Source organism: Micromonospora sp. NPDC049060 (assembly GCF_040649055.1).
Taxonomy (GTDB): Bacteria; Actinomycetota; Actinomycetes; order Mycobacteriales; family Micromonosporaceae; genus Micromonospora; species Micromonospora reichwaldensis.
The window spans coordinates 1-19,562 of record NZ_JBEZEV010000112.1; the positions used below are offsets into that span (position 1 = coordinate 1).

Below are 19,562 nucleotides of genomic sequence, written 5' to 3' on the forward strand. Positions count from 1 at the left end.
CGCGGAGCACTACATGCTGCTGATGCTGATCGGGTTCGGCGGCGCGGGGCCGGCCGGCGGGGTCGCCTGCGGGCCCGTCGCGGTGCCGGCCGGTGCGCCCGTCGGCGGAATCGCCTGCGGGCCCGTCGGGGTGCCCGGAACGGGGCGTGGCCGCCGGTCCGGGCCGTCCGGGCCTGGTTGCGGACGACCGGCCGCCGGGGGGCGGCGGACGGGCTGGTGCGGTGGGACGGCCTCGGGGGCGGCGGGGCCGGCCGGCCGGGGTGGTTCCGGCGTACCGGGCCAGGGTCCGTCGACCGGACGGGAGCGCGGCGGCTCGGCGTCACCGCGACGCACCGGGGGTGCGGCGGCGGGGCCGGGGCCACGGTGGGGCGGCGGCCCGGCGGGGCCGGGAGCCGTCGGGTCACCCGGACGCGGGCCGGCAGGCGAGGCGGGTTCCAGCCCGCCCGGCCCCAGCTCGGTGCGCTGCTGCTTGGCCGAGCGCAGGTCGTCGATCCAGCCGAACTCCTCGCCGCTGATCGGCTCCTCGGGCTCGGCCTCGGCCTTGCCCCGTCCCCAGCGGCGCCCCTTGGCGCGGGAGTCGCGCCGCTCTTCGGGGCCGTCCTCCGGTCGCTCCGAACCACGCGATTTCACTGCTGACCCTCCCCGGCGGTGTCACTGCCGCCCTCTCGCGCCGCGTCGGCGCCGCCCGTGTCCGTCTGTCGGCGGCCGTTGTCCGCCGAACCGCTTCCCGTCCCCGTCGCCGGGGGCGCGGCCGGCGCGGGCAGCCCCCGGACGATACGGCGCAGCAGCGGCAGCCGGGTGGCGACCGAGCGCTCGGCGCCGTGCTGGCTGGGCCGGTAGTAGTCGGTGCCGGCGAGGTCGTCAGGGGCGTACTGCTGGGTGACCACGCCGCGCTGGTCGTCGTGCGGGTAGCGGTAACCGGTCCCGTGCCCCAGCCCCTTGGCGCCCGAGTAGTGCGCGTCGCGCAGCCCGCGCGGCACCGCCCCGCCCCGGCCGGCCCGCACGTCGGCGATGGCCGCGCCGATCGCGGTGGTCGCCGAGTTGGACTTCGGCGCGGTGGCCAGGTGGATCACCGCCTGGGCGAGGTTGAGCTGCGCCTCGGGCAGCCCGACGTACTCCACGGCGTGGGCGGTGGCGGTGGCCACGCTCAGCGCGGACGGGTCGGCCATGCCGACGTCCTCGCTGGCGAAGATGACCAGGCGACGGGCGATGAACCGCGCGTCCTCCCCGGCGACCAGCATCCGGGCCAGCCAGTGCAGCGCGGCGTCCACGTCGGAGCCGCGCATGCTCTTGATGAAGGCGCTGGTCACGTCGTAGTGGGCGTCGCCGGCCCGGTCGTAGCGCACGGCCGCCACGTCGACCGCCTGCTCGGCGGTGGCGAGGTCGATCCGCCCCGCGCCGAGGGCCGTGGCGGAGCCCGCCGCCGCCTCCAGCGCCGTCAGCGCCTTGCGTACGTCGCCGGACGCGAGGCGTACGAGATGGTCCTCGGCCTCGGTCTCGAGGGTGAGCGCGCCGCCCAGGCCGCGCTCGTCGGCGACCGCGCGGCGCAGCAGGTCGCGCACCGCCGCGTCGTCCAGCGGCTGGAGGGTGAGCAGCACGCACCGCGACAGCAGGGGCGAGATGACCGAGAAGTACGGGTTCTCGGTGGTCGCCGCGAGCAGCGTGACCGTGCGGTCCTCGACGGCGGCGAGCAGCGAATCCTGCTGGGTCTTGCTGAACCGGTGCACCTCGTCGATGAAGAGCACCGTCTGGGGGCCGCCGGAGCGGCGCTGGCGGCGGGCGGTCTCGATCACCGCGCGCACGTCCTTGACCCCGGCGGTGAGGGCCGACATGGCGACGAACCGGCGGTCCGTGGCCCGCGCCACCAGGTGCGCGATGGTCGTCTTGCCGCTGCCGGGCGGGCCCCAGAGGATGACCGACATCGGCGCCGTGGCCGAGACGAGCTGGCGCAGCGGGGCGCCGGGCGCGAGCAGGTGATCCTGACCGACCAGCTCGTCGATGCTGCGCGGGCGCATCCGGACGGGCAGCGGCGAGTCCTCCCCCACCGCGGTGAACCCGTCCACACCGACGGAACCCGCGGGCGTGGGGGGCGCTCCGGCAGGTTCACCGAGGGAGAAGAGGGCGTCGGACTCCATCAGGGGAACAGTACAAGGCCCGGCCGACGACGCCGGAAGCGCGCCGTCGGGCCGGGCCCGAGATGATCGGTTACGGTCAGCCGCGGCCGGGACGCCGGCCCCGGTACCAGCGGCCGCCACCGCCGCCGCCACCGCCGCGCGGGCCCCGACCGACCCCGGCCAGGTACAGGGAGAGCAGCAGCAGGCCGATCAGTACGAGGGTGTTCCAGTTGAACAGGTCCGGGGCACCGAAGTTGGTGTCCAGCAGGTCGATGAGCAGGGCGAAGCCGAAAACGACCGCCGCGAGAATGGCGAGCATGACGTTCCTCCGGTGGGGGTTCCCAGTGGGTCGGCGCGGGATGTACCCAATCGGTCCGCTCGCCAATCTCCACCGTGGAGCAGCCCGGTCTCCGGCGACGGCCGGAGACCGGCGTCCGCCGGCAGGAGGCCGGAGACCGTCCTAGGCTTGCTGACGTGATCATCGCCGACCAGGTCCTGGAGGGGCGGGACGCCATCCTGGCAGCCGCCGGTCACCACCCGTACGTCCGGAACGCGCTCGCCCGCGACGAGGTGCCGCGCGGCTGGCGGCGCGACGACGCGGTGGGCTGGCTGCTGCCGGCGGAGCACGGTCCGCGCGGCGGCGCGATCGGCGCCCCCGGGCCGGCGGTCGAGGTCTTCGCCGACCAGGTCGCGCGGGGCGCGCTGCGGCCGGGCCAGTGGCTGCACCTGCCGCGGCTCGACCCGGCGGCGCTGCCCGGCCGGCTGGCGGTGGCCCGGCACGACGAGTGGGACTTCCTCTGGAGTGCCGCCGCGCCGCCGCGCCAGCCCGACGAGGAGCGGGTGGCCCGGCTCACCGGGGCCGACCACCCCGCGCTGACCGCCCTGATCGACGAGGCGTTCCCGAGCACCACCTCGCGACCGGGCGACCCGAGGATCGTCGACTGGTACGGCATCCGCGACGGCGACCGGATCGTCGCCTGCGGCGCCGACCGCAGCCGGGGCGACATCGGCTTCCTCGCCGGACTGGCCGTCGCCCCCGACCGGCGGGGACGGGGGCTGGGCGCGGCGTTGACCGCCGCCATGACCCGGGCTCTGCTCGCCCGCCACGACACCGTGGCGCTCGGCGTCTACAGCGTCAACGTCGGGGCGATCCGGCTCTACCGGCGGCTCGGCTTCGCGGCGGGCCTGGCCCGCAGCTCGGTGCAGCTGGCCTGAGCCGCGCGGCACGCCCCGGCCGGCGTGGGGAACCGTTGCTCGCGCATCGTCCCGGCACCCTCGCGTGGCGCCGGCCCGCGCCGCCGGGGCGACCGCCCGCCGTCCCGGCGTCACGTCAGGCCGGCGCTGCCCCGCCGCCGTCGGCGTTGCCGCTCGTCAGGGCCATGTCAGCGGCGCGATCCGCGGGCCGCTCGGGATCGGCGGCGTCGTGCCCGCCCGGGCCGGACCGCCTCCGCCGCTCGGCCCGCCAGGCGGGCAGGTAGAGCGGGGCGGCGACGGCCAGCACCACGGCCCCCACGAACAGCCCGAGGCTGACGCTCGTACGTTCGGCCAGGGCGGTCAGGACGACGGCGCCGAGCGCCCCGGCCCCTCCGGCCATCATCGAGTTCAGCGAGATGACACTGGTCCGGTAGGGACCGTCGACCTGACGGTGCAGGAGCCCCATGTGCAGCGGGTTCGACGCGCCGTGCACGGCGTAGCAGGCCAGGTAGGCGATCAGCACCCCGACCGGGCCGGCGAAGAGGCCCATCCCGACGACCGTTACGCCCTGCAGGACGCGCAGCAGCGCGGCGCTCGGCGCGGCGCCCAGGTGGCGCAGCATCAGCGGGGTCAGCGCGGCGCCGGCCGCGTTCGCCAGCCACGCCACCGAGGTGGCCGGTCCGAGCAGCGCCGCCGCCCGGTCGGCGTCGCCGACGACCTCCGCGAGCCGGAGCGGCAGCAGCCCCTCGAAGGCGACCATGCCGAAGCCCCAGAACAGCTCCACGGCCACCAGCGCCAGCAGCACCCGGGAGCGGCGCAGCAGCCCGAACGCCTGCCCCACCATCCGGGGAGCCTCGGTGATCGAGGCGCGTAGGGCGCCGGTGCCCCTGACCGATCGGGTCTCCACCAGCAGGATCAGCAGCGCGACCAGCGCCACCGTCTGAAGGACGACGGCGGCGAGCACCGGCAGGGTCAGCGCGCTCACCGGCCCGATCGGGCCGAGCGCCACCAGGCCGCCGCTGAGCAGCGCGCCGGCACCGATGGCGACGCCGATCACGGTGCCGGCGTGGCCGAGGCCACGCTCGTACCCGGCCTCCGGGTCGGCGGCGAGGGTGGCGTCCACGTACCAGGACTCCAGCGGGCCGCTGTCCAGTGCCCGGTAGACGCCCTGCAGCCCCCAGCACAGGACGAAGAGCCAGAACGAGTCGGCCACCACGAAGACCACGAGCGAGATCACGCAGGTCACCCAGGCGACGACGAGCACGGGCTTGCGGCCGAGCGCGTCGGCGAACCCGCCCGTCGGCAGTTCCAGCGCCAGGACGATCAGCCCCTGTGCGGTGACGACCAGACCGATCTGGGAGAGCGAGAGGCCGCGCTCCTGCATCAGCAGGATCATCACGGGGATGAGCAGCCCGGCGGGTAGCCAGCGCAGGCCGTAGAGCACGAGGTAGCGACGCCGGATCTGGCGTACGGTCAGCGCGCTCACCGCTTCCCCTCCACCCGGGGGTAGGCGGCCAGGAAGACGTGCACCGGCTCCGCCTCGGGCTCGTCGGGCACCTGCTCGTCGCGGTAGCGCTCGAGCAGCCGCCACAGTTCGTCGTTGAGGGCCTGTAGCCGGGCCGGGCCGATCCTCAGCAGGGAGTCGCTCATCCCGGCGGCGTCCCGCCACGCCCGGGTGTAGCCGTGCTCGGCGGCCATCCAGCGCTCGGACTGCTCTGCCAGCAGCCGCACCTGGTCGGCCTGGATCCACTGCACCGCCGCCCGGGCGTCCGGGTCGTCGTCGAAGTCGGTCGGCTCGAAGTTGCTCATGTCGTGGGCAGCCCGCCACCACCGCTGCCGGCCGGTGCCCCGGTCGAGGTCCTCCGTCACCAGCCCCACCTCGGCGAGCTGCCGCAGGTGATAGCTGGTCGCCCCCGTGTTGGTGTCCAGCTTCTCGGCCAGCGTGGTCGCGGTCGCGGGCCCGTCCGCCCGCAGCGTGCCGAGTAGCCGCAGCCGCAGCGGATGGGCCAGGACGCGAACCTGCCGGTTGTCGAGGTGGACGGCGCGCGGTTCATTCTCCATGAACGCACAATATCTCTGCACACTTTCTATGCACAAGAGTTGTGCATAGAAAGTGTGCGTCGGCGGTGCGGGCTCCCGGGCGGGTCAGCGGGTGAGCAGTTCGCGCACCCCGCGCAGGCGGGTGCCGAGCAGCCCGGCGGCGCGGGTGGAGTCGAGGCGCACCTCCGCGGGGCGGAGCACGCCGGCAGCGGCGCCGGTGGTGGTCTTCATGCCGGCCGGGTCGATGCCGGCGTGCGCGGCGACCAGCAGGCCCAGTTCCGCGCGGCTGACCGCGTCCGGACCGGCCACGTTGAGCGGGCCGGCGTAGTCGGTACGGAGAAGCTCCAGCACGGCGGCGGCCAGGTCGGTGACGTCGATCGGACAGCGCAGTTCGTCGGTGAACAGGCTCGCCCTGCCGGCGAGCGCGTCGTGGCAGAGCTGGATCTGCTTGCTCCCCTCCCCGACGATCAGCGAGGTACGCACCAGTGCCGCGCCGGGGTCGAGGACGCGGACGGCGGTCTCGGCCGCCGCCTTGGCCGCCCCGTACGGGAAGATCGGGCTGGGCGGCTCGTCGTCGGCGTACGGCTCCGGGCGGCCGGCGTGCACGGCGTCGCTGGACACGTGCACGAGCCGCGCCCCCGCCTCGGCGGCGGCGTACGCGACGTGGGCGGCCCCGTCGGCGGTGACCGCCCAATCGCCGTACCGGTAGGGGGTGCCGACCACGGCTTCGGGACGGACCCGGGCGACCAGCTCGCGCACGGCGGCCCGGTCCGTCACGTCGAGCCGGCGCGTCTCGACGCCCGGCACCTCGACCCGGCCCGAGTGGTGCGTCCCCACCACCGACCAGCCGGCACCCACCGCCTGCCGGCACACCTGGGCGCCCAGAAACCCACTGGCTCCCACCACGAGCAGCCTCATGTCCTGCCCCCTCCGCTCTTCCCTCCCACGGACGATCAAGAGGTTTGCGTCATGTCGTCGCGCAGATCATGACGCAAACTTCTTGATCGACACGCGGGGGCGAGCCGGGGCGAAGGCCCCGGCCCGATCTCGTGAGGGAAGGTGAGAGGGGTCAGGTGGGGTCGGCGACCGGGGCGGCCGGGCCGGCCGTGCCGGTGTGCGGGGCGGCCTGCGGCTTCGGCTTGGCGTCGATGCCGGCCTCGGTGCGCTGCTGGCCGGTGATCGGCGTGGGCGCGCCGGTCAGCGGGTCGAAGCCGCCCCGGGTCTTCGGGAAGGCGATGACCTCGCGGATCGAGTCCGCCCCGGCGAGCAGCATGCAGACCCGGTCCCAGCCGAACGCGATGCCGCCGTGCGGCGGGGCGCCGTACTTGAACGCCTCCAGCAGGAAGCCGAACTTGTCCTGCGCCTCCTCGGGGGTGATGCCGAGCAGCTCGAAGACCCGCTTCTGCACGTCGCCCCGGTGGATACGGATCGAGCCGCCGCCGATCTCGTTGCCGTTGCAGACGATGTCGTACGCGTACGCCAGCGCCCGGTCCGGCGCCTCCTCGAACCGGTCGACCCACTCGGCGTTCGGCGAGGTGAACGGGTGGTGCACGGCCGTCCAGCCGCCCTCGTCCGTGCGCTCGAACATGGGCGCGTCGACCACCCAGCAGAACGCCCAGGCGCTCTCGTCGACCAGCCCGGCCCGCTTGGCGATCTCGATCCGGGCCGCGCCGAGCAGCTCCTGCGCCTCGCGGGTGTTCGTGCTGGCGGCGAAGAAGACCGCGTCGCCCGGCTTCGCGCCGACCGCGTCGGCGAGCCCGCCCAGGTGCTCGGCGGAGAGGTTCTTCGCCACCGGCCCGCGCGCCTCGCCGGTCTCGGCGTCGAGCACCACGTACGCGAGGCCGCGCGCGCCGCGCGCCTTGGCCCAGTCCTGCCAGCCGTCGAGCTCCTTGCGGCTCTGCGCCGCGCCACCGGGCATGACGACCGCGCCGACGTAGCCGCCCGCGTCGATCGCGCCCGCGAAGACCCGGAACTCGGTGCCGCGCAGGTAGTCGGTCAGCTCGGTCAGCTCGACGCCGTAGCGCAGGTCGGGCTTGTCGGAGCCGTAGCGGGCCATGGCGTCGTGCCAGGTGATGCGCGGGATCGGCCGGGAGATCTCGTGGCCGGCCAGGTCCTTCCAGAGCGCCGAGACGATCGCCTCGCCGAGGTCGATGACGTCGTCCTCGGTGACGAAGGACATCTCGATGTCGAGCTGGGTGAACTCCGGCTGCCGGTCGGCGCGGAAGTCCTCGTCGCGGTAGCAGCGGGCGATCTGGTAGTACCGCTCCATGCCGCCGACCATCAGCAGCTGCTTGAACAGCTGCGGCGACTGCGGCAGCGCGTACCAGCTGCCGGGCTGCAACCGCACCGGCACCAGGAAGTCGCGGGCGCCCTCCGGGGTGGACCGGGTCAGCGTCGGCGTCTCGATCTCCAGGAAGTCCCGCTCGTGCAGCACCGTACGGGCGAGCTGGTTGGCCCGCGAGCGCAGCCGCATCGCCTTCGCCGGGCCACTGCGGCGCAGGTCGAGGTAGCGGTAGCGCAGCCGGATGTCGTCGCCGGCCTCGACCTGGTCGTCCACGGGCAGGGGCAGCGGCGCCGCCTCGGAGAGCACCTCCAGCTCGGCGGCGGTCACCTCGATCTCGCCGGTCGGCAGCTCCGGGTTCTCGTTGCCCTCGGGACGGCGGGTCACCTCGCCGGTCACGCGGACGCAGAACTCGTTGCGCAGGGCGTGCGCGTCCTCCTCGCGGAACACCACCTGGACCACGCCGGACCCGTCGCGCAGGTCGACGAAGATCACGCCGCCGTGGTCGCGCCGGCGGGCCACCCACCCGGCGAGCGTCACCGTGGTGCCGGCGTCCGTCGCGCGCAGGCTGCCGGCGTCATGGGTACGGATCACGACTCGCGTCTCCTCATCTGCGGTACACCGTTACCCCTGGCATTCTGTCAGCCGCCCCGGGCGTGGGTCCGTGCCACCCGTCGACGCACTCGTGCTCTGCTCCGCGTCGACGGATGGCCCGACGACGGCATCGCCGCGCCGGAGCCTCAGTCCTGCGGAATGTCCCAGGCGGTCGCCTTGATGACCACCGCCCGGTCGTTGCTGATCGAGACGACCTCGACCAGCACCATCCGCCACTCGTCGCGGCTCTCCCGGGCCTTGGCGAAGTTGGTGCTGATGCAGAGGAAGCCGCCCTTGCGCAGTGGCACCCTCGCGTCGTTCGCGATGGGCGCGGCGCGGATCGCGTCCGCGCACTCCTGTGGTCTCATACCGGCGCGCGCCACCTCGCTGCCGGCCACCCCGGTGCGCAACTGCACGTTCGGCGCTGCCGACTGGCAGTCCGGATCCATCGCGAACTCCGCGCCGTTGGAACCGACGTTGGCGCGCGGCTCGTCGAGGTCAACGCGCATCTCGGTGAAGCAGTCCGCCGGGTTGAGGGTGAGGCTCTGCGCCTCGTACTTCGGCTTGTAGACGGTGCGTTCGTCGAGTTCGGGGGGCTGCCCCGGCGAGCGTGGTGCCTCCCCCGGCCCGCCTCCGCCGTCAGGTGTGCCCACCGGATCACTCGACGACGGGAGGGATGACGACTCGGAGCCGGCGGGCGTGGCGGTGGGCACGACGAGCGGCGAGCGGGCCGACGCGATGTCGCGCGCCGTGCGTGCCTGGTCGAGCGCCCGCCAGGAGACGACGGCGGAACCGAACGACGCCAGCAGGGCCAGCACCGCGATGCCGAGCACCACCGCGCCGAACCGGTTGCCCCGGGCACCGCCCGGTGGCGGCGCGGACGGGGCGCGCGTCGCGCTCGGCGGCCACGGCTGCGGGGCCCCGGTGCCGCCGAGGGGCGGCGAGGGAGGCGTCGTGCCGGGCTGATGCGGCGTCGCCGGAGGATTCGGGGACGGATCCTGCGGGGGGTCGGGCTGCTTCACTCCTACCACCTCCTGCAATGGCAGAGGTCGATTCGTCATCGCCGGGCCGCCAGTGCTCACCGGCTTGAGCCCGCACGTTATCAGGAATGCGCGACACCCCGGTCGGAGTAATCTTCGACAGCGCCAAGGTGACAATACTTTGACAGACATCTGCGGTGGATCGAACGGCCACGGCCATGGCGAAGGGATGCTGCGAGACATGGGAAACTCGGGCCAGAGTCGGGCGGCGAACCCCTTCGTGCGGGTGACGTTGGCATTGACCGTGCTGGGTGTGCTGTGCACCGCGCTCACCCTCGCGCGGGACGTCTCCGGCTGGGACCTCGGGTGGGGGAAGGCAGACCCCTCCGCCGCACCCACACGTGCGCCGGAGGGCGGCCCGGTCAACCCACCCGCCTCCGGGCCGACCACGGTTACGCCGGCCGGATCGCCGAGCGCGGTCCGACTGGACACGCTGCCGGTCGAGGCCGGCGCGGCCAATCTCGCGAAACTTCCACGGCAACTGGCCGGCCGTCCGGAATACGAGAGGTCGATCGTAATCAATTGTCCGAGAAACACTGGATCGGACAAGCAGCGGGAGGTCGCGTTCCGGTTGCAGCGACGTTTTCTCGACCTGACCGCGACCGTCCGGCCGTATTTCCCGTCACCGGACGACCGAGAGGGCGCGGTCCTCGTCTACGCGCAGGTGACGATCCGTGAGAAGGACGCCACCGTCACCCGGGTCGTACGGGGGCACCAGTTCGACGCACGGATGACCGTTCCCCGCGACCTCGTCGCGGACGTCGAGGGGGCCGACGAGCTCGTCCTGCGGATCCAGTGTGAGTTCCCGGACGGCGCGGTCGTGTTCACCGGCGCGAGCGTCACCGCCGGCTGACGCCGGGTCAGTCCCGGGAATCGGCCGGCAGGAGGTGGTTCACCACGATCTCCCCGACGGTGAGCGCCCGGGCCCGCTCCTCGACGCCCCGGTCGGCGCCGGTGAGCCGGCCGCCGTGCTGGCGCAGGTGCTCCTCCCACGACGGCACCTGGTAGACCTCGACGAAGCCGTCCTCCCGTTCGCCCGGGCGGAACAGGCCCCAGCGCATCGCCCCCGTACGCCGTCGGGACCTGCCCACCAGGCGCATCGCCGCGACGAACTCCGTCTGCCGCTCCGGCGGCACCGTGTAGGAGACGGTCACCAGCACCGGCCCGCTGCGTGGGTCCGCGGGCAGCGTCAGGTGCGGCTCCGGCCACCAGACGGCCGGGTCCCGGTCGAGGCCCCGGGTCTCGCGCAGCGGCCAGAGCGGTACGGTCACCGCGCCGACCGCCATCGTGCCGGCCGCCACGGCGAGCGCCACCACGAGGCTGGTCAGCTCGCCGAGGGCACCCCAGGCGACCGCGCCGAGCGCCTGCCCGCCCGCGAAGACCATCTGGTAGACGGAGAGGCCGCGGGCGCGTACCCAGCCGGGCAGGAAGAGCTGCATGGCGGCGTTGACGCTGGACAGCACGGTCATCCAGGCCATGCCGGCGGGCACCAGGGCCAGGGCGACCGGCACCGGGCCCGGCGCCAGGGCGAGCACCACCAGGACGGCGGCGTAGACCAGGCCGGCCAGCAGCAGGAGCCGGTTGGTGGTGAGCGCCAGCCGGATCCGGGGCAGGACGAGGGCGCCGGCCACCGCACCGACGCCGAGCGCGGCGAGCAGCACGCCGTACCCGCCCGCGCCCAGGTGCAGGCGGCGGCTGGCGACCAGGGGCAGCAGGGCCCACAGTGCGCTGCCGGGCACCACGAACAGTGCGGCGCGCAGCAGGATCCGGCGGACCACCGGCGAGTGCCGCACGTACCGGCCGCCGGCGCGCAACGCGGCGGTGAACCGCTCCGGCAGGTCGTCGCCGCCGGTCCGCTCCGGCCGCCAGCGCAGCAGCGCCAGCGCGAAGACGGCGAACGACACCGCGTTGACAGCGAAGACGGTGGCGACGCCGGCCGGGGCGACCAGCACCCCGGCCACCGCCGGGCCGACCGCGCGGGCCAGGTTCACGCTGATCGACCCGAGCGCCGAGGCCGAGACGAGCTGGGAGCGGGGCACCAGCTCGGGGATGACCGCCTGCCAGGCCGGCAGGGTCAGCGCCTGCCCGACGCCGAGGGCGAACGTCAGGGTGAGCAGCAGCGCCGGCGGCATCCGGTCGGCGGCGGTGAGGCCGGTCAGCAGTACGCCGACGGTGGCCAGGAAGAACTGCACCCCGATAAGCAGCCGGCGGCGGTCGAGGGTGTCCGCCAGCGCGCCGGCGGGCAGGGCGAGCAGCAGCACGGGCAGCATGCTGGCGGTCTGCACCAGCGCCACCAGGGTCGAGGCCCTGGCCTCCTCGACGAGCAGCCACTGGGCGCCGACGGTCTGCATCCAGGTGCCCACGTTGCTGGCCAGGACCGCCAGCCAGAGGCTGCGGAACGCGGCGAGCCGCAGCGGGGCCCAGGCGGACGTGACGGGGTCGGGGAGGCGCTCACCGACCGGAACGTACCCCGGCCCGCCCGCTCGAGTCCGGCGAACCGTCACGGGCACGCGGACGGGCCGCCGGGATCACCCGGCGGCCCGTTGCGGTGCGATCGATCAGAAGATGCTGACGCCGTAGCGGCTCAGCGCCTCGCCGACCGGCTGGAAGTAGGTCGTGCCGCCGGTGCGGCAGTTGCCGCTACCACCGGAGGTCAGCCCCAGGGCGGTCGAGCCGCTGAACAGCGAGCCGCCGCTGTCGCCCGGCTCGGCGCAGACGTTGGTGCGGATCAGGCCGGAGACCGAGCCCTCGGCGTAGTTCACCGTGGCGTTGAGCGCGGTCACCGAGCCGCCGCGCAGGCCGGTGGTGCTGCCGGAGCGCTGCACCGACTGGCCGACGTAGGCGTTGCCGGCCGCGGTGATGTCGCGGTAGCTGCCGTTGTAGAGGTAGACGTTGCCGGCGGCGTTGGCGGAGTTGTTGTGCCGCACGATGCCGTAGTCGTTGCCGGGGAAGCTGGTGCCGGCGCGGCTGCCCAGCAGGTTGGTCTGGGCGGAGTTGCTGTACCAGCTCGACGAGATGTTGGTGCAGTGCCCGGCGGTCAGGAAGTAGTAGGTGCTGCCGCTGCGGACGTTGAAGCCGAGCGAGCAGCGACCGCCGCCACCGGCGTAGATGGCCTGGCCGCCGGAGATCCGGGTGCCGAGCACGCCGGCCTCGGCCTCGATCCGGATCGCGCCGTTCATCCGCTCGGCGGCGGCCTTGACGCGCTCCAGCTTGGCGCCGGTGACGGTGCTGTCGACGGAGACGACGACCTGGTTGGTGGCCGGGTCGGTCCACCACGCGGTGCCGGGGATCTTGGCGGAGCGGTCCAGCTCCGAGGTGGCCCGGGCCAGCTCGCTGGCGCCGCGCTTGACGATCTTCGGGGTGGCGCCGGCGGCACTGACCTGCCGGGCGGCGAGCGCGTCGGTCACGGTGACGACCATCTTGCCGTTGGCGTCGGCGTACGTTCCGGCGGACCGGTCGCCGAGGCGCTCGGCCAGGCCGGCGGCGGCGTCGGGCGAAGCGAACGAGGGTGCGGCCTGGGCGGGCGCGCCGATCAGCGAGCCGGCGACCATGGCGCCGGCCGCGGCGACGACGGCGGCACGACGGAGCGAGGACCTCGTGGGTCGCATACAACAACCTCCAGAAGGGGGTGACAGACCCGCGCCGGGGCGACACGAGCCGGGAGCAGCCCTGCCGATCTGGGGGTACCGGCCGAGCACACTGAAGTATTCACATACTTGAGTTCGTATGCAAGACCCGGCTTTGTCCTTTTCGCCCCGGCTGCCTCGGCCATCGGCCCGAAACATTGTGGACACAGGCGTACGTCTGTGTGCTTCGCCCGCCGTCCCACCATCCGGTAGGCGCGACCCGGCGGCCCTCGTGACGTCACCAGGCGGACCGGCGCCGACGGCACGCGTCGCGGCCCTGGGCCGATCCACCCGCCGACGGACGGTCAGCCGGCGCGGCGGCGCGCTCCGGGCCCCGGCCGCGGCACCACGTCGCGCGGCCGGTCGACCTCGTGCCCGCGCTCGCAGCGCAGCTCGACGCGGACCTCCGCGCCGCAGTCGCGGTGCGCGACCGTCAGCGGCGAGCCCTCCGGGTCGGCCAGGTAGCGGTCCCCCCAGCCGAGGACGGCGACCAGCACCGGCCACAGGTCGAGCCCCATCCCGGTCAGCCGGTACTCGTGGCGCTCCCGGCTGCCGGGCTCCCGGTAGGGCTCGCGCCGCAGGACGCCGCGCTCCACCAGCATCGCCAGCCGGTTGGCCAGCACCTGCCGGGGCACGCCGGTACGCACCCGCATGTCGTCGAAGCGGCGGACGCCGCTGAAGACCTCGCGCAGCACCACGAGGGTCCACCGCTCACCGAGGATCTCCATCGCGCGGGCGATGGTGCAGTTCTCCACCGACCAGTCCAGTGCCGCGGGTCTCATGCGCTCCAGGCTAGGTCTGATTGACAGACTCAGCAACGCGCTGCGAGGCTGGGTCCATGACACAGACGCAGGATCCGGCGCGCAGCCGTACCTTCTCGTGGTCCGACCCGGGCATCAACGCCGCGCACGTCGGCCGGCGCGGCGGCCTGGAACTGCTCCGCGCGATGATCGCCGGCGAGCTGGCGGCGCCGCCCATCATGCACCTGGTCGACATGTCCCGGATGGAGGCCGACGAGGGATGGGTGGCCGTCGAACTCGTCCCGCAGGAGTTCCACTACAACCCGCTGGGCACCGTGCACGGCGGGGTCATCTCCACCCTGCTGGACACCGCCGCGGCCTGCGCGGTGCACACCACCCTGCCGGCCGGGGTCGGCTACACCTCGCTGGACCTGAACGTGAGGTTCCTGCGCCCGGTCACCGTCGCGAGCGGCAGGCTGCGCTGCGAGGGCACCGTCCTGCAGAGCGGTCGCCGCACGGCCCTGGCGGAGGCGAAGCTGCTCGACGCGAAGTCGCGCCTGGTCGCCCACGCCACCTCGACCTGCCTCCTCTTTCCCCTGGACCCCCCTCCCACCGAGTAGTCGGGGCGAGGGGGTGGGTCAGCGGGCGGCCAGGCGGGCGGCCCGGGCGTCGCGCTTCTCCTCGAAGCGGGCGGCGGCACGGTCCAGGTCGTCGAGGTGCGTCGCGATCTGGTCGCGGGCGGCCTCGCCGTCGGCGTCGAGCCCCGTCACGTTGAAGACGTCCCACTGGCGCAGCACCGGCGCCACCACCTCGTCGCGGTGCTGGCGCAGGTCGTAGATGCCGGCAAGGGCGATCGCCACGGACTTGCGGGCGAATCCGTCGATGCCGCTGCCCGGCATCTGGAAGTTGGCCAGCACGTCGGCGACGGCCCGCATCGTCTGTCCGGGCGCCACTTCGAACGCCGCGCCCAGCAGGTTACGGTAGAAGATCATGTGCAGGTTCTCGTCGGCCGCGACCCGGGTCAGCAGCGCCTCGCACACCGGATCGCCGACCGCCCGGCCGGTGTTGCGGTGCGAGATCCGGGTGGCCAGTTCCTGAAACGAGACGTACGCGAGCGAGTGCAGCATCTCCTCGTCGTGCGCGTTGCGGTAGCCGGCGGACATGTGCGTCATCCGGGCCCGCTCCAACGCCACCGGGTCGACCGCCCGGGTGACGCTCAGGTAGTCGCGGATGGCGGTGCCGTGCCGCCCCTCCTCGGCGGTCCACCGGTGCACCCAGGTGCCCCAGGCGCCGTCCCGGCCGAAGAGCGTGGCGATCTGGTGGTGGTACGAGGGCAGGTTGTCCTCGGTCAGCAGGTTGACGATCAGCGCGGTACGGGCCACGTCGGGGATCGTCGAGTCGCTCTCCGCCCACGCCTCGCCGCCCAGCGGCCCGTCGAAGGTGCGCCCATCGCTCCACGGCACGTACTCGTGCGGGAACCACTCCTTGGCGATGGCCAGGTGGCGGTCGAGGTTCTTCTCGACGACGGGTGCCAGTTCGAGGAGCAGGGCGGTCTGGCTGAGTGCGGTCACGACGATCTCCCTACGGTGGCGTAACTTACGCCACCGTAGGTCCGATCGCGCGTACGCGCCAGTAATGTCTCAGCTGACCAGCGGCCTGAGGTCCGCCCGGGGCGGCGTCCACTCCCCCGCCGCGGCGGCGGTCTGCTCGCCGGAACGGATGTCCTTCACCTCGTCGGCCGCGCCGTCCACCCCGGGGAACCAGACGTACGGGATGCCCCGCCGCTCGGCGTAGCGGATCTGCTTGCCGAACTTCGCCGCGCTCGGCGACACCTCGGTCGGTACGCCCCGCGAGCGCAGCGCCTCGGCCACCCGGTTGCTGGCGGCGCGCTGCTCCTCGCTGGTCACCGCGACCAGGACGCAGGTCGGCACGTCCCGCGACACCGACAGCGCGCCCGCGCCGAAGAGCAGCCCCAGCAGCCGGGTCACCCCGATCGAGATGCCGACCCCCGGGAAGCGGGTGGCGCCGGCGCTGGCCAGGTTGTCGTACCGGCCGCCGGAGCAGATCGAGCCGAACCGCTCGTAGCCGATCAGCTGGGTCTCGTAGACCGTGCCCGTGTAGTAGTCCAGGCCACGGGCGATGCGCAGGTCGGCCACGCAGAGACCCGGCGAGTGCGCGGCGGCCGTCTCCACCACCCGGACCAGCTCCTCGACCCCCTCGTCGAGCATCGGGTCGCTGACGCCCAGCGCGCGGACGGCATCGGCGAAGGAGGCGTCCGGGGCGGAGATCTCCGCCAGCGACAGGACCGCCTTGGCCTGCGCCTCGCTCGCCCCGGCCGTCTGCGCCAGCAACTCGGCCACCCTCGCCGGGCCGATCTTGTCGAGCTTGTCCACCGCGCGCAGGGCCGCCTCCGGGTCGGTCAGCCCGATGCCCCGGTAGAAGCCCTCGCAGATCTTGCGGTTGTTGACCTGGATGCGTACCGGCGGGATCGGCAGCGAGCGCAGCGCGTCGCCGATCACCAGCGGCATCTCCGCCTCGTGGTGCGGGGCGAGGGTGTCGCGGTCGACGATGTCGATGTCGGCCTGGAGGAACTCGCGGTAGCGCCCCTCCTGCGGCCGCTCGCCCCGCCACACCTTCTGGATCTGGTAGCGGCGGAACGGGAACTGCAGCTTGCCGGCGTTCTCCAGCACGTAGCGGGCGAACGGCACGGTCAGGTCGAAGTGCAGGCCGAGCGCGTCGTCGCCGGCCGGCCCGTCGGCGTCGGCCTGAAGGCGCCGGATCAGGTAGACCTCCTTCGAGGTCTCGCCCTTGCGCAACAGCTGGTCCAGCGGTTCCACGGCGCGGGTCTCCAGCGGGGCGAAGCCGTACAGCTCGAAGGTGTCGCGGATCCTGTCGAGGACGTACTGCTCGATCATCCGCTGCGCGGGCGTCCACTCCGGGAAGCCGGAGATGGGCGTGGGCTTGCTCATGATGCTCCGTTCGCGGTCCCGCGCGGTCGGCGCGGGCGAAGAGTCGGCGCGGCCGGCCACGGCCGCGGGGTGAGAAGTCGGTGCGGCCGGTCAGAGGCCGCGGGCGGGGGCCGCCGGTCGCGCGCCGCCACCCGCCACCTCGACGAGGTACGGGTTGGTCGCGCGCTCGCGGCCGATGGTGGTCGCGGGGCCGTGGCCGGGCAGCACGACAGTGTCGTCGGCCAGCGGGAGGATCTTGTCCCGGAGGCTGGTGACCATCCTCGTCATGCTGCCGCCCGGCAGGTCGGTGCGGCCGATGGAGCCGGCGAACAGGACGTCGCCCGAGAGGCAGAGCTGCTCCGCGTCCCACGACGAGCCGGCGGCCGGCAGTCGGAAGAGCACCGACCCGCCGGTATGGCCCGGGGCGTGGTCGACGGTGATCTCCAACCCGGCGAGGGCGAGCGTGGCGCCGTCGGTCAGCTCGGCGACGTCCTCCGGCTCGGTGTACGGCAGCCGCCCACCGAAGAGCGAGCGGAGCTCCGCCGACAGCCCCTTGGCCGGGTCGGCGAGCATCTCCCGGTCGCCGGGGTGCACGTACGCGGTGATGCCGCGCGCGCCGCAGACCGGTGCCACCGAGAACGTGTGGTCGAGGTGGCCGTGGGTGAGCAGGACGGCGGCCGGGTGCAGCCGATGCTCGGCCAGCAGGGCGTCGAGCCGGTCGAGCACCCCGATGCCGGGGTCGACCACCACGCACTGCTCCCCCGGCGCGGCGGCGACCACATAGCAGTTGGTGCCGAAGGCGTCCGCGGGAAAGCCGGCCACGAGCACGTCCGCTCCCCTTCCGTCGAGTGGGTTGCCTGTCAGCAGCCTAACGGGCGGGGCGAGGAGGTTCTGCGCGTGCGTCCGGGGCGTCCCCCGTGGCGCCGATCGTGCCCGTCCCGGGCACCGCGTGCGGGGACGATCGAGTGCGTCCCGTGGGCTCCGCCGGCCGCAGTGACGCGTCCCGATAAACCCGGCCCGGACCTAGTACACCACTTTCCCAGCCGGTAGCCGTACACTCTGGCGGGCGTGTGGCGTGGCGCACCTGCCGCCGAACGGGCGCAGGACGCCCGACCACCGGTGACGACCAGGGTAGAGGAAGGGGAGCACGGGTGGCTTCCAGCAGGGACCGGCAGCGCAAACTGGCGCGCGCCAAGCTCGACCGGCAACTCGCCCGCCGGGCCGCCGTCGTCAAGCGTCGTCGGCAGATCCAGGCCGGTGTCGGCGTCGCCGTCGTCCTCGCGCTGATCGTGGGCGGCTCGGCGTGGGCGCTGGGCGCCTTCGACGACGAGCCGAAGGAGAACACGGCCGCCGAGGACGTCTGCCTGTGGACGCCGCAGGACGCCACCGCGAACACCAACCTCAAGGACGTCGGCACCCCGGCCACCGAGGGGCTGCCCACCGACGGCGTACGTCCGATGACGGTCACCACCAACCAGGGTGCGCCGATCACCGTCGAGCTGGACCTGGCTGGCGCCCCGTGCGCGGCGGCGAGCATCGCCCACCTGTCCAGCCGGTCGTTCTACGACAACACCAAGTGCCACGAGATCACCGCCGAGGGCGCGGTGCGCTGCGGCGACCCGAGCGGCACCGGGCTCGGCGGCCCCACCTACTCGTTCTACGACGAGAACGTGCCCACCGCGCCGTCACCGTCGGCCAGCCCCGCCGCCGGCCAGCCCGCGACGTACCCGAAGGGCACGGTCGCGATGATCGCCAACCCGCCGGGCGCCAACGGCAGCCAGTTCCTGATGTTCTTCAAGGACTTCACCACGGCCGACCCGAAGTATCCGATCATCGGCCGGGTCACCGGTGGGATCGACGTGGTGGCGAAGATCGGTGCCAAGCCGACCGTGGACAATGGGACGGGGGCCAAGGTCAAGCCCAAGGACGACGACGTGGTCGTGCAGAGCCTGACCGTCGGCGAGCCCGCGGCGCAGGCGACCTCGGCACCGACGCCGCCCGCTTCGGGCGCTCCGGCGGCCAGCCCGAGCGCCGGCTGACCCGGCCGCCCCACCAATCTCAGCGGCACCGACCGCGCCACCCGACAGCCCAGGAGGATCCAGGCGTGACGTCCACCAGAGAGCGGCAGCGCGCGGCGGCGCGCGCCCGGCTCGAGAAGGAGATGGCCGAGCGCGCGGCCAGGGCCCGCAAGCGCCGGCAGACCCAGGCGATCGTGGGGGCCGCCTCGGTCCTGGTCCTCGTCGTCGCCGGCACGGTCTGGCTCGTCACCACCCTCGGCGGGGACGACGACAAGACCGACACCGCCGGCCCGGGCGCCGGCAACGTGCAGTGCGCCTGGACCGAGATCCCCGCCGACCAGCGGTCCCCGCAGATCAAGGACGTCGGGGTGCCGCCCGTGCAGCAGTCGGCCACGGGCACCCAGACGATGACGATCGACACCAACCTGGGCCCGATCACCGCCACGATCGACCGGTCGGCGGTGCCCTGCACCGCGGGCAGCTTCACCCACCTGGCGGAGAAGAACTTCTTCGACAACAGCAAGTGCCACCGGCTGGTGACCGAGGGCATCAAGGTGCTCCAGTGCGGTGACCCCGGCGCGACGGGCAAGGGCTGGCGCCAGACCGACGGCACCGGCGGCCCGAGCTACCGGCTCGCCGAGGAGAACCTGCCCACCGACAAGCGGCCCCCGTACCCGGAGGGCGTGATCGCGATGGCCAACTCGGGCCAGCCGGGCAGCACGGGCAGCCAGTTCTTCATCGTCTACGGCGACTCGCCGCTGGACCCGAACTACACCGTCCTGGGCACCATCACCGGCGGCATGGACCTCGTGAAGCAGGTCGCGGCGGCGGGCGACGACAAGGCGTTCGCGAAGCAGGCCGGTGGCGGCCACCCGAAGAAGGAAGTCACCATCAACAAGCTCACCATGAGCGCCCCCCAGGGCTGACCCACTCCCCAGCCGTACGACGAGCGCCCGCCGGCCACGCC

19 protein-coding genes are annotated in these 19,562 nt (G+C 73.7%); 5 read left to right on the forward strand and 14 right to left on the reverse strand.

Annotation, left to right across the window (positions count from 1 at the left end):
• Positions 1-9: 9 nt before the first annotated feature.
• From AB0B83_RS27375 to AB0B83_RS27385, 3 genes are all read right to left on the reverse strand, one after another.
• A complete protein-coding gene (locus AB0B83_RS27375; RefSeq protein ID WP_357580571.1) occupies positions 10-630 on the reverse strand; it encodes a hypothetical protein in 621 nt (206 codons plus the stop codon).
• Positions 627-2,135 (reverse strand): replication-associated recombination protein A, encoded by a 1,509-nt coding sequence (locus tag AB0B83_RS27380; protein WP_357580572.1) that lies wholly within the window; start codon positions 2,133-2,135, stop codon positions 627-629. Before AB0B83_RS27380 ends, AB0B83_RS27375 begins: the two co-directional genes overlap by 4 nt.
• A gap of 76 nt (positions 2,136-2,211) precedes the next feature.
• Positions 2,212-2,433 (reverse strand): hypothetical protein, encoded by a 222-nt coding sequence (locus tag AB0B83_RS27385; protein WP_089000992.1) that lies wholly within the window; start codon positions 2,431-2,433, stop codon positions 2,212-2,214.
• Positions 2,434-2,588: 155 nt separating this feature from the next.
• On the opposite strand from AB0B83_RS27385, the gene AB0B83_RS27390 reads away from it, so the two are divergent.
• The gene (locus AB0B83_RS27390) at positions 2,589-3,329 is read left to right on the forward strand and encodes a GNAT family N-acetyltransferase (protein ID WP_357580573.1); all 741 of its coding nucleotides are present in this window, start codon (positions 2,589-2,591) and stop codon (positions 3,327-3,329) included.
• 115 nt (positions 3,330-3,444) lie between these two features.
• Here the strand turns inward: AB0B83_RS27390 and AB0B83_RS27395 are convergent, their stop codons facing one another.
• The 5 genes from AB0B83_RS27395 to AB0B83_RS27415 form a co-directional block, all read right to left on the reverse strand.
• Complete coding sequence (locus tag AB0B83_RS27395; RefSeq protein ID WP_357580574.1) at positions 3,445-4,794, reverse strand: MFS transporter; 1,350 nt, start codon at positions 4,792-4,794, stop codon at positions 3,445-3,447.
• Positions 4,791-5,369: a winged helix-turn-helix domain-containing protein gene (locus AB0B83_RS27400; protein WP_357580575.1), complete on the reverse strand. Its 579-nt coding sequence runs from the start codon at positions 5,367-5,369 to the stop codon at positions 4,791-4,793. The genes AB0B83_RS27395 and AB0B83_RS27400 overlap by 4 nt, the downstream gene beginning before the upstream one ends.
• Positions 5,370-5,453: 84 nt before the next feature.
• Positions 5,454-6,266: a sugar nucleotide-binding protein gene (locus AB0B83_RS27405; RefSeq protein ID WP_357580576.1), complete on the reverse strand. Its 813-nt coding sequence runs from the start codon at positions 6,264-6,266 to the stop codon at positions 5,454-5,456.
• 151 nt (positions 6,267-6,417) lie between these two features.
• Entirely contained in the window at positions 6,418-8,223 is a 1,806-nt protein-coding gene (aspS, locus tag AB0B83_RS27410) for an aspartate--tRNA ligase (protein WP_357580577.1), read from the reverse strand.
• 146 nt (positions 8,224-8,369) lie between these two features.
• Positions 8,370-9,245 (reverse strand): hypothetical protein, encoded by an 876-nt coding sequence (locus AB0B83_RS27415; protein ID WP_357580578.1) that lies wholly within the window; start codon positions 9,243-9,245, stop codon positions 8,370-8,372.
• Positions 9,246-9,384: 139 nt separating this feature from the next.
• On the opposite strand from AB0B83_RS27415, the gene AB0B83_RS27420 reads away from it, so the two are divergent.
• Positions 9,385-10,116, forward strand: a complete 732-nt coding sequence (locus tag AB0B83_RS27420; protein ID WP_357580579.1) for a hypothetical protein — start codon at positions 9,385-9,387, stop codon at positions 10,114-10,116.
• Positions 10,117-10,123: 7 nt separating this feature from the next.
• Here AB0B83_RS27420 and AB0B83_RS27425 read toward each other — a convergent pair whose 3' ends face one another.
• The 3 genes from AB0B83_RS27425 to AB0B83_RS27435 all read right to left on the reverse strand — a co-directional run bounded on the left by AB0B83_RS27425 (position 10,124) and on the right by AB0B83_RS27435 (position 13,671).
• Positions 10,124-11,767: an MFS transporter gene (locus AB0B83_RS27425; protein ID WP_357580580.1), complete on the reverse strand. Its 1,644-nt coding sequence runs from the start codon at positions 11,765-11,767 to the stop codon at positions 10,124-10,126.
• Between the two features lie 54 nt (positions 11,768-11,821).
• A complete protein-coding gene (locus tag AB0B83_RS27430) occupies positions 11,822-12,871 on the reverse strand; it encodes a S1 family peptidase (RefSeq protein ID WP_357580581.1) in 1,050 nt (349 codons plus the stop codon).
• A 323-nt stretch (positions 12,872-13,194) separates the two neighbouring features.
• Entirely contained in the window at positions 13,195-13,671 is a 477-nt protein-coding gene (locus AB0B83_RS27435) for a helix-turn-helix domain-containing protein (RefSeq protein WP_357580582.1), read from the reverse strand.
• Between the two features lie 56 nt (positions 13,672-13,727).
• Between AB0B83_RS27435 and AB0B83_RS27440 the strand changes: the two genes are divergently transcribed.
• Positions 13,728-14,249 carry a PaaI family thioesterase gene (locus tag AB0B83_RS27440; protein WP_357580583.1) on the forward strand — a complete coding sequence of 174 codons (522 nt, stop codon included), beginning with the start codon at positions 13,728-13,730 and terminating at the stop codon, positions 14,247-14,249.
• Positions 14,250-14,267: 18 nt separating this feature from the next.
• Here the strand turns inward: AB0B83_RS27440 and AB0B83_RS27445 are convergent, their stop codons facing one another.
• From AB0B83_RS27445 to AB0B83_RS27455, 3 genes are all read right to left on the reverse strand, one after another.
• Positions 14,268-15,200 carry an acyl-ACP desaturase gene (locus tag AB0B83_RS27445; RefSeq protein WP_357580584.1) on the reverse strand — a complete coding sequence of 311 codons (933 nt, stop codon included), beginning with the start codon at positions 15,198-15,200 and terminating at the stop codon, positions 14,268-14,270.
• Positions 15,201-15,269: 69 nt separating this feature from the next.
• On the reverse strand, positions 15,270-16,598 hold the full coding sequence (gene hisS / locus AB0B83_RS27450; RefSeq protein WP_357580585.1) for a histidine--tRNA ligase: 1,329 nt from the start codon (positions 16,596-16,598) through the stop codon (positions 15,270-15,272).
• Positions 16,599-16,688: 90 nt separating this feature from the next.
• Complete coding sequence (locus AB0B83_RS27455; protein WP_357580586.1) at positions 16,689-17,405, reverse strand: MBL fold metallo-hydrolase; 717 nt, start codon at positions 17,403-17,405, stop codon at positions 16,689-16,691.
• Positions 17,406-17,728: 323 nt separating this feature from the next.
• Here AB0B83_RS27455 and AB0B83_RS27460 point away from each other — a divergent pair, with 323 nt between their 5' ends.
• Positions 17,729-18,616: a peptidylprolyl isomerase gene (locus tag AB0B83_RS27460; RefSeq protein ID WP_357580587.1), complete on the forward strand. Its 888-nt coding sequence runs from the start codon at positions 17,729-17,731 to the stop codon at positions 18,614-18,616.
• A 65-nt stretch (positions 18,617-18,681) separates the two neighbouring features.
• A complete protein-coding gene (locus AB0B83_RS27465) occupies positions 18,682-19,521 on the forward strand; it encodes a peptidylprolyl isomerase (RefSeq protein WP_357580588.1) in 840 nt (279 codons plus the stop codon).
• Positions 19,522-19,562: the final 41 nt, after the last annotated feature.

What these genes read in the sequence shown, in the direction of transcription:
- AB0B83_RS27380 (WP_357580572.1), bottom strand. Translation starts at nt 2,135, where the DNA reads ATGGAGTCCGACGCCCTCTTCTCCCTCGGTGAACCTGCCGGAGCGCCC.
- AB0B83_RS27385 (WP_089000992.1), bottom strand. Translation starts at nt 2,433, where the DNA reads ATGCTCGCCATTCTCGCGGCGGTCGTTTTCGGCTTCGCCCTGCTCATC.
- AB0B83_RS27400 (WP_357580575.1), bottom strand. Translation starts at nt 5,369, where the DNA reads ATGGAGAATGAACCGCGCGCCGTCCACCTCGACAACCGGCAGGTTCGC.
- AB0B83_RS27405 (WP_357580576.1), bottom strand. Translation starts at nt 6,266, where the DNA reads ATGAGGCTGCTCGTGGTGGGAGCCAGTGGGTTTCTGGGCGCCCAGGTG.
- AB0B83_RS27430 (WP_357580581.1), bottom strand. Translation starts at nt 12,871, where the DNA reads ATGCGACCCACGAGGTCCTCGCTCCGTCGTGCCGCCGTCGTCGCCGCG.
- AB0B83_RS27435 (WP_357580582.1), bottom strand. Translation starts at nt 13,671, where the DNA reads ATGAGACCCGCGGCACTGGACTGGTCGGTGGAGAACTGCACCATCGCC.
- AB0B83_RS27440 (WP_357580583.1), top strand. Translation starts at nt 13,728, where the DNA reads ATGACACAGACGCAGGATCCGGCGCGCAGCCGTACCTTCTCGTGGTCC.
- hisS (WP_357580585.1), bottom strand. Translation starts at nt 16,598, where the DNA reads ATGAGCAAGCCCACGCCCATCTCCGGCTTCCCGGAGTGGACGCCCGCG.